Annotated in this window: 7 protein-coding genes; 6 read left to right on the plus strand and 1 reads right to left on the minus strand. The window is 61.2% G+C overall.

The window, feature by feature from the left end:
• The first annotated feature begins 133 nt into the window (after positions 1–133).
• From dapE to DBR24_RS30200, 3 genes are all read left to right on the plus strand, one after another.
• On the plus strand, positions 134–1,285 hold the full coding sequence (dapE, locus tag DBR24_RS30190; RefSeq protein WP_123465058.1) for a succinyl-diaminopimelate desuccinylase: 1,152 nt from the start codon (positions 134–136) through the stop codon (positions 1,283–1,285).
• Complete coding sequence (locus DBR24_RS30195; RefSeq protein ID WP_128616513.1) at positions 1,285–2,094, plus strand: putative RNA methyltransferase; 810 nt, start codon at positions 1,285–1,287, stop codon at positions 2,092–2,094. The genes dapE and DBR24_RS30195 overlap by 1 nt, the downstream gene beginning before the upstream one ends.
• 75 nt (positions 2,095–2,169) lie before the next feature.
• On the plus strand, positions 2,170–2,547 hold the full coding sequence (locus DBR24_RS30200) for a hypothetical protein (protein ID WP_039769649.1): 378 nt from the start codon (positions 2,170–2,172) through the stop codon (positions 2,545–2,547).
• Positions 2,548–2,630: 83 nt separating this feature from the next.
• Here DBR24_RS30200 and DBR24_RS30205 read toward each other — a convergent pair whose 3' ends face one another.
• A complete protein-coding gene (locus DBR24_RS30205) occupies positions 2,631–2,840 on the minus strand; it encodes a cold-shock protein (protein ID WP_007908870.1) in 210 nt (69 codons plus the stop codon).
• 237 nt (positions 2,841–3,077) lie between these two features.
• Here DBR24_RS30205 and plsB point away from each other — a divergent pair, with 237 nt between their 5' ends.
• The 3 genes from plsB to DBR24_RS30220 all read left to right on the plus strand — a co-directional run bounded on the left by plsB (position 3,078) and on the right by DBR24_RS30220 (position 6,798).
• Entirely contained in the window at positions 3,078–5,579 is a 2,502-nt protein-coding gene (gene plsB / locus DBR24_RS30210) for a glycerol-3-phosphate 1-O-acyltransferase PlsB (RefSeq protein ID WP_128616514.1), read from the plus strand.
• A gap of 103 nt (positions 5,580–5,682) precedes the next feature.
• Positions 5,683–6,081: a YbaY family lipoprotein gene (locus DBR24_RS30215; protein ID WP_123465052.1), complete on the plus strand. Its 399-nt coding sequence runs from the start codon at positions 5,683–5,685 to the stop codon at positions 6,079–6,081.
• Positions 6,082–6,108: 27 nt separating this feature from the next.
• Positions 6,109–6,798, plus strand: coding sequence for a DUF4197 domain-containing protein (locus DBR24_RS30220; RefSeq protein WP_123465050.1), 690 nt, complete (start codon positions 6,109–6,111; stop codon positions 6,796–6,798).
• Positions 6,799–7,398 lie beyond the last annotated feature (600 nt).

Consider the following 7,398-nt stretch of genomic DNA (forward strand, 5'->3'; position numbering starts at 1 on the left):
AATCCCTGTGGGAGCGAGCTTGCTCGCGAAGGCTTTGTAACATTCAACCCTTATGTTGCCTGATACACCGCTTTCGCGAGCAAGCTCGCTCCCACATTGGCCCTCGCTCAAATTCATGATCCCGGAGTTTTCCATGACGGCCCACGCCGACCTTTCGCCGACCCTCCAACTCGCCATCGACCTGATCCGCCGCCCGTCCGTGACGCCAGTCGACGCCGATTGCCAGAAGCAGATGATGCAGCGCCTGGGCGATGCCGGTTTCACCCTGGAGCCGATGCGCATCGAGGATGTGGATAACTTCTGGGCCACCCACGGCAACGACGAAGGCCCGGTGCTGTGCTTCGCCGGCCACACCGACGTGGTGCCGACCGGTCCGGTGAGCGCCTGGCAGATCGACCCGTTCAACGCCGTCATTGATGAACACGGCATGCTCTGCGGCCGTGGCGCAGCGGACATGAAAGGCAGCCTGGCGTCGATGACCGTCGCCGCCGAGCGCTTCGTCGCCGACTACCCGAACCACAAGGGCAAGGTCGCGTTCCTGATCACCAGCGACGAGGAAGGCCCGGCGCACCACGGCACCAAGGCTGTGGTGGAACGTCTGGCAGCGCGCAACGAACGTCTGGACTGGTGCATCGTCGGCGAACCGTCGAGCACTACCCTGGTCGGCGACGTGGTGAAAAACGGTCGGCGCGGCTCCCTCGGTGCCAAGCTCACTGTTCGCGGTGTTCAGGGCCATGTGGCCTACCCGCATCTGGCGAAGAATCCGATCCACCTCGCCGCCCCGGCGCTGGCCGAACTGGCCGCCGAGCACTGGGATCACGGCAACGACTTCTTCCCGCCGACCAGCTTCCAGATTTCCAACGTCAACTCCGGCACCGGCGCGACCAACGTGATCCCGGGCGATCTGGTGGCGGTGTTCAACTTCCGCTTTTCCACCGAATCGACCGTCGAAGGCCTGCAGAAGCGCGTGGCCGACATCCTCGACAAACACGGTCTGGACTGGCACATCGACTGGGCGCTGTCCGGCCTGCCGTTCCTTACCGAGCCGGGCGCGCTGCTCGACGCGGTGTCGTCGAGCATCCGCGACATCACTGGCCGCGAGACCAAGGCGTCCACCAGTGGCGGTACATCCGATGGCCGTTTCATCGCGACCATGGGCACCCAGGTGGTTGAGCTGGGCCCGGTCAACGCGACCATTCACCAGGTCAACGAGCGCGTGCTGGCAGCCGATCTCGACGTACTGACCGAGATCTACTACCAGACCCTGATCAAGTTGCTCGCCTGATGCTCGCGTGCCCGATCTGCAGTGAACCGCTGAACAGCGTGGACAACGGCGTGGTCTGCCCCGCCGGCCACCGCTTCGACCGTGCGCGTCAGGGTTATCTGAACCTGTTGCCGGTGCAGCACAAAAACAGCCGCGATCCCGGCGACAACCAGGCCATGGTCGAGGCGCGCCGCGACTTCTTGAATGCCGGGCATTATGCGCCGGTGGCCAAACGCCTGGCCGAACTGGCGGCGAGTTACGCCCCGGATCGCTGGGTCGATATCGGTTGTGGCGAGGGTTACTACACCGCACAGATCGCCGAGGCTTTGCCAAACGCAGATGGCTACGCGCTGGACATCTCCCGCGAAGCCGTCAAACGCGCCTGCAAGCGCAACCCGGCCCTGACCTGGTTGATCGCCAGCATGGCTCGCGTGCCGTTGGCGTCGGGCAGTTGCCAGTTTCTCGCCAGCGTTTTCAGCCCGCTGGACTGGGAAGAGGCCAAGCGCCTGCTCAGTGTCGGCGGCGGCCTGATGAAGGTCGGCCCGACCAGCGGCCATCTGATGGAACTGCGCGAACGGCTGTACGACGAAGTGCGCGAATACACCGACGACAAGCATCTGGCCCTGGTGCCCGAAGGCATGACGCTGGCGCACAGCGAAACCCTGGAATTCAAACTGACGCTGGACAAGCCCGAGGATCGCGCCAACCTGCTGGCAATGACACCTCACGGCTGGCGCGCCAGTGCCGAGCGTCGTGCAGCGGTGATCGAACAGGCCGAGCCGTTCGTGACCACCGTGTCGATGCGCTACGATTATTTCGTTCTTCAATAACTTTTGGTCTCGGGCGAGTGCCCGGGGCCGGCTAAATCCGCGAATGGATTTTTCAGACCCGCAGTGAGGACATCCATGCGCCAACCGGATATCGAGATTTACCTGAAAGACGCCGACGTCGACCACAAGGCCATTTCCGCCTGGCTCGGCGCCGCGCTGGGCCCGTGCAGCGACTGGGTACAGAAAGGCCAGACTTACAAATGCAAGGCCGGCAACATCCCGGTGACCTGGCTGCCGAAAGCCGTGGGCAAGTGGAACAGCCTGTACCTGGAAAGCGATGCGACCCCATGGGACGACGACATCGCCTGCGCCCGCGCCGCCTTTGCCGCGTTGAACGTGGAGGTGCGTTGCGCGCCAGGGACGTGGGTTGAAGAAGAAGGTGAAGAGACGGCAGATCGCTGGATTCGCATCAGCGCCGATGGTGAAGAAGAGATCACCTGGAAAACTGCTTAACAGCAGCTGCAGGTTACGAGCTGCAAGCTGCAAGTCTCAAGCTGAACGGCTTGTAGCTTGTGGCTTGCAGCTTGAAACCGCTGTTACAAGCCTACAACATCCTCAGCCTGCAAACCCTTCTCGCCAGTAATCACTGCGTATTCAACCTGCTGGCCTTCAGTCAGCGACCGGTGCCCTTCGCCGCGAATCGCGCGGTAGTGCACGAACACGTCCACCCCGTCTTCGCGCTGAATAAAGCCGTAGCCCTTGGCGTCGTTGAACCACTTCACATTGCCGGTTTCACGTGTTGCCATCTGTTCATACTCCTTTTTTATTATTGAACAGGCTTTTCGCAGGAAAGCCTTCGCGGAACGTCAGCCTGCGTCCGACGTCCATAAAAGGGCCCCGGCGACAGACCGCCGAGTATATGACAGGTGCGAAAAGTCTCAACAGGAGATTACTTCGCCGCTTTTTTGCCGATTTTCGGTGAATACGGCAAACTGTCGACCTCCCGAGCAAACGCTCGGTTTATCAACTCACGCAGAAGCCGTATGACCCGTTCCCCGTTCCGCCGTCTTGTGTTTGGCACCTTGCGCCGACTGTTGTATCTCTGGGTGCGATCCGAGACGATCAACCAGTCGTCGTTCACCCTCAACCTCGACCGCAGTCGTCCGGTGTTCTACGTCCTGCAAAACCCTTCACTGACCGATCTGGCCGTGGTCGACACCGAGTGCACCAAGGCTGGCCTGCCGCGTCCGGTGCTGCCGGTGTCGGTCGGTTCGCTGATCGAGCCGGCGGCGTTTTTCTATCTGACGCCGGACCCCGACTGGCTCGGTCGCCAGGATAAACGCGGCGCACCGCCAACCCTGACCCGTCTGGTCAGCGCCCTGACCCAGAACGCCGCCGAAGACGCACAGATCATTCCGGTCAGCGTGTTCTGGGGCCAGTCGCCGGACAGCGAAAACAGTCCGTGGAAGTTGCTGTTTGCCGACAGCTGGGCCGTGACCGGGCGCCTGCGTCGCCTGCTGAGCATCATCGTCCTCGGCCGCAAGACCCGCGTGCAGTTCTCGGCGCCGATCCACCTGCGCGGACTGATCGAGCATAACAAGGGCCACGAACGCACGGTGCGCATGGCCCAGCGCATCCTGCGCGTGCACTTCCGCAATCTGAAAGCCGCCGTCATCGGCCCGGACATTTCCCACCGCCGTAACCTCGTCAAAGGCCTGCTCAACCAGCCACTGGTCAGGCAAGCGATCGTCGAAGAGGCCGAGCGCGAGAACATCTCCCTGGAAAAAGCCAAGGCCCAGGCCCTGCGCTACGGCAACGAGATCGCCTCGGACTACACCTACACCGCGATCCGCTTCCTTGAAGTGGTGCTGAGCTGGTTCTGGAACAAGATCTACGACGGCATCAAGGTCAACCACATCGAAGGCGTGCAGAAGGTCGCCCAGGGTCACGAAGTGATCTACGTGCCGTGCCACCGCAGCCACATCGACTATCTGCTGCTGTCGTACTTGCTGTTCCGCAACGGCCTGACCCCACCGCACATCGCCGCCGGGATCAACCTCAACATGCCGGTGATCGGCAGCCTGCTGCGCCGTGGCGGCGCGTTCTTCATGCGCCGCACGTTCAAGGGCAATCCGCTGTACACCTCGGTGTTCAACGAATACCTGCACACCCTGTTCACCAAAGGTTTCCCGGTCGAGTACTTCGTCGAAGGTGGCCGCTCACGCACCGGGCGCATGTTGCAACCGAAGACCGGCATGCTCGCCATCACGATGCGCAGCTTCCTGCGTTCGTCGCGGATGCCGATCGTCTTCGTGCCGGTGTACATCGGTTACGAGCGCGTGCTGGAAGGTCGTACCTACCTCGGAGAATTGCGAGGCGCGAGCAAGAAGAAAGAATCGATCTTCGACATCTTCAAAGTCATCGGCGCGCTCAAGCAGCGCTTCGGCCAGGTAGCGGTGAACTTCGGCGAACCGATCAAACTCGCGGAATTCCTCGACAGCGAACAGCCGGGCTGGCGCCAGCAGGAACTCGGTCCACAGTACAAACCGGCATGGCTTAACGAAACCACCAACCGCCTCGGCGACAAAGTCGCGCAACACTTGAACGAAGCGGCGGCGATCAACCCGGTCAATCTGGTGGCGCTGGCATTGTTGTCGACCACCCGCCTGGCGCTGGATGATCGCGCGATGGCGCGGGTGCTGGATCTGTACCTGGCCCTGTTGCGCAAGGTGCCGTACTCGCCACACACGACCTTGCCGGAAGGCGATGGCCGCGCATTGATCGAGCATGTGAAGGACATGGATCTGCTGTCCGAGCAGAACGACGCACTGGGCAAAATTCTCTACCTGGACGAGCAGAACGCCGTCCTGATGACCTACTACCGCAACAACGTGCTGCACATCTTCGCCTTGCCGGCACTGCTGGCGAGTTTCTTCCAAAGCACATCGCGCATGAGTCGCGAACAGATCCTGCGCTACACCCGCGCACTGTATCCGTACCTGCAATCGGAGCTGTTCATTCGCTGGACGCTGGACGAGCTCGACGGGGTCGTCGATCAGTGGCTGGAAGCGTTCGTCGAACAGGGGCTGCTGCGCTTCGAGAAAGAGCTGTACTTGCGACCGGCACCGAGTTCGCGGCATTTCGTGCTGCTGACCTTGCTGTCGAAAAGCATCGCGCAGACGTTGCAACGCTTCTACATGACGGTGTCGTTGCTGCTCAACGCCGGCCAGAACAGCATCAGTGCCGAAGAGCTGGAAGACCTCTGCACGGTCATGGCCCAGCGCCTGTCGATCCTGCACGGCCTCAATGCCCCGGAATTCTTCGACAAGAGCCTGTTCCGCCACTTCATCCAGACCCTGCTCGACCTCGACGTTCTTCGTCGCGACGAAGCCGGCAAACTGAGCTATCACGAACTGCTCGGCGAACTGGCCGAAGGCGCGGCCAAACGCGTGCTGCCAGCGGAGATTCGCTTGTCGATCCGCCAGGTGGCGTTGCACCGCAGTGAAGATGCAGCAGACCAACCGACCAGCCAGTCCGAAGCCTGATGCAATACCTGTAGGAGAGAGCCGGCTCGCGGTGGGGCAGACAACAGGGATGTTGAACCGCCTTCGCGAGCAAGCCCGCCCCCACATTGAAAGGAGATTTACCATGAAAAAACTCACCGTTCTCGCTGCCGCTGCCCTGCTCAGCGCCTGCCAGTCGACCACCCCCGCCGGCAAAGTCGGCCTCGACGGCGAAGTGTTCTACCTGCAACGCATCGCCCTGCCACCGAGCGCGACCCTGAGCGTGAGCCTGCAAGACGTGTCGCTGGCCGATGCACCGGCGGTGGTCCTCGATGAACAGAAAGGCCCGGTCAAAGGCCAGGTTCCGTTGCCGTTCCACTTGAGCTACGATCCGGCCCAGGTCAAACCCGGCCACCGTTACTCGGTTAGCGCGCGCATTGAAGTCAACGGCGAGCTGATGTTCATCACCACCGAAAACCACGCCGTGCAACTCGACGGCAACGACCCGCAACCGCTGAAAATCCGCGTCGACGCTGTTCGTTAATTCATTCTCTGCAACAAGGAAGCCGCCATGCTCCGCCCTACCCTTCGCTTCGCCGGCCTGTGCGCAGGCCTGATGATCTGCGCCAACGCGATGGCACTGTCGCTTACCGACCTGTCGCAACAAGACGCCGCCGGCGGCCTCAAGGATGCTCTGGCTCAAGGCGCGCAAATCGCCGTCAAACAACTCGGCACCCCGGGTGGGTTCAGCAATAACCCGGACGTGAAGATCGAATTGCCGGGCAAACTCGGCAAAGCCGCCAGCAAAATGAAAGCCTTCGGCATGGGTGCCCAGGTCGAAGAACTGGAAACCGCCATGAACAAGGCCGCCGAATCCGCCGTGACCCAGGCTCAGCCCATCCTGATCGACGCCGTGAAAAAAATGAGCGTGGCTGACGCCAAAGGCATCCTCAGCGGCGGCAAAGATTCGGCCACTCAATACCTGGACAAATCCAGTCGCGAACAGATCCGCGCCAAATTCCTGCCGATCGTCAAACAAGCCACTGACAAAGTCGGCGTGGCCCAGAAATACAACGCCTTCGCCGGCCAGGCCGCCACCTTCGGCGTCGTCGACGCCAAGAGCGCCAACGTTGAAAACTACGTCACCGAACAAGCGCTCAATGGCCTGTTCGAAATGATCGGCAAACAGGAAGAAACCATCCGCCAGAACCCGGCCGCTGCCGCGACCAGCCTGGCGAAGAAAGTGTTCGGGACGCTGTAAATCCCGAACGACAAAAAGCCCGCTGACCTCCACCGGCTCAGCGGGCTTTTTTGTGGGCGCCAGTGTCGCGAATCGACTTGATCGAGGCTCACTCCTACAGTTGGATCGTGAGCAATCCGTTAGAGACTGGTCGGCTGGGGGGCCGTCATCGCTGGCAAGCCAGCTCCCACACAAGCGCACGAGCAAAACGCGCACACCTCGTCCCGCCTCGCTCCTCACCACTCAACAGGATGAGCGTTAGCTCGGCTGCAGCTTTTGATCTTCATCTCCCAAAGGTTGGAAAGAGTCCATGCAGAGAGAGATTGGGAGGCTGTGCAGGCCTCATCGCCAGCAGGCTGGCTCCTAAAGTTGATTGCGTACATCTAAAAAAAACAGGTCGGCTATCAGGCCGCCATCGCTGGCAAGCCAGCTCCCACAGAAGCGCACGAGCAAAACGCGCACACCTCATCCCGCCTCGCTTCTCACCACTCAACAGGATGAGCGTTAGCTCGGCTGCGGCTTTTGATCTTGATCTCCCACAGTTTGGAAAGAGAGATTGGGAGGCTGTGCGGGCCTCATCGCCAGCAGGCTGGCTCCTAAAGTTGATTGCGTACATCTAAA

The sequence above is a fragment of the Pseudomonas sp. HMWF006 genome, from assembly GCF_003061205.1.
GTDB lineage: Bacteria > Pseudomonadota > Gammaproteobacteria > Pseudomonadales > Pseudomonadaceae > Aquipseudomonas > Aquipseudomonas monsensis.

What these genes read in the sequence shown, in the direction of transcription:
- dapE (WP_123465058.1), top strand. Translation starts at nt 134, where the DNA reads ATGACGGCCCACGCCGACCTTTCGCCGACCCTCCAACTCGCCATCGAC.
- DBR24_RS30195 (WP_128616513.1), top strand. Translation starts at nt 1,285, where the DNA reads ATGCTCGCGTGCCCGATCTGCAGTGAACCGCTGAACAGCGTGGACAAC.
- DBR24_RS30220 (WP_123465050.1), top strand. Translation starts at nt 6,109, where the DNA reads ATGCTCCGCCCTACCCTTCGCTTCGCCGGCCTGTGCGCAGGCCTGATG.
- plsB (WP_128616514.1), top strand. Translation starts at nt 3,078, where the DNA reads ATGACCCGTTCCCCGTTCCGCCGTCTTGTGTTTGGCACCTTGCGCCGA.
- DBR24_RS30200 (WP_039769649.1), top strand. Translation starts at nt 2,170, where the DNA reads ATGCGCCAACCGGATATCGAGATTTACCTGAAAGACGCCGACGTCGAC.
- DBR24_RS30215 (WP_123465052.1), top strand. Translation starts at nt 5,683, where the DNA reads ATGAAAAAACTCACCGTTCTCGCTGCCGCTGCCCTGCTCAGCGCCTGC.
- DBR24_RS30205 (WP_007908870.1), bottom strand. Translation starts at nt 2,840, where the DNA reads ATGGCAACACGTGAAACCGGCAATGTGAAGTGGTTCAACGACGCCAAG.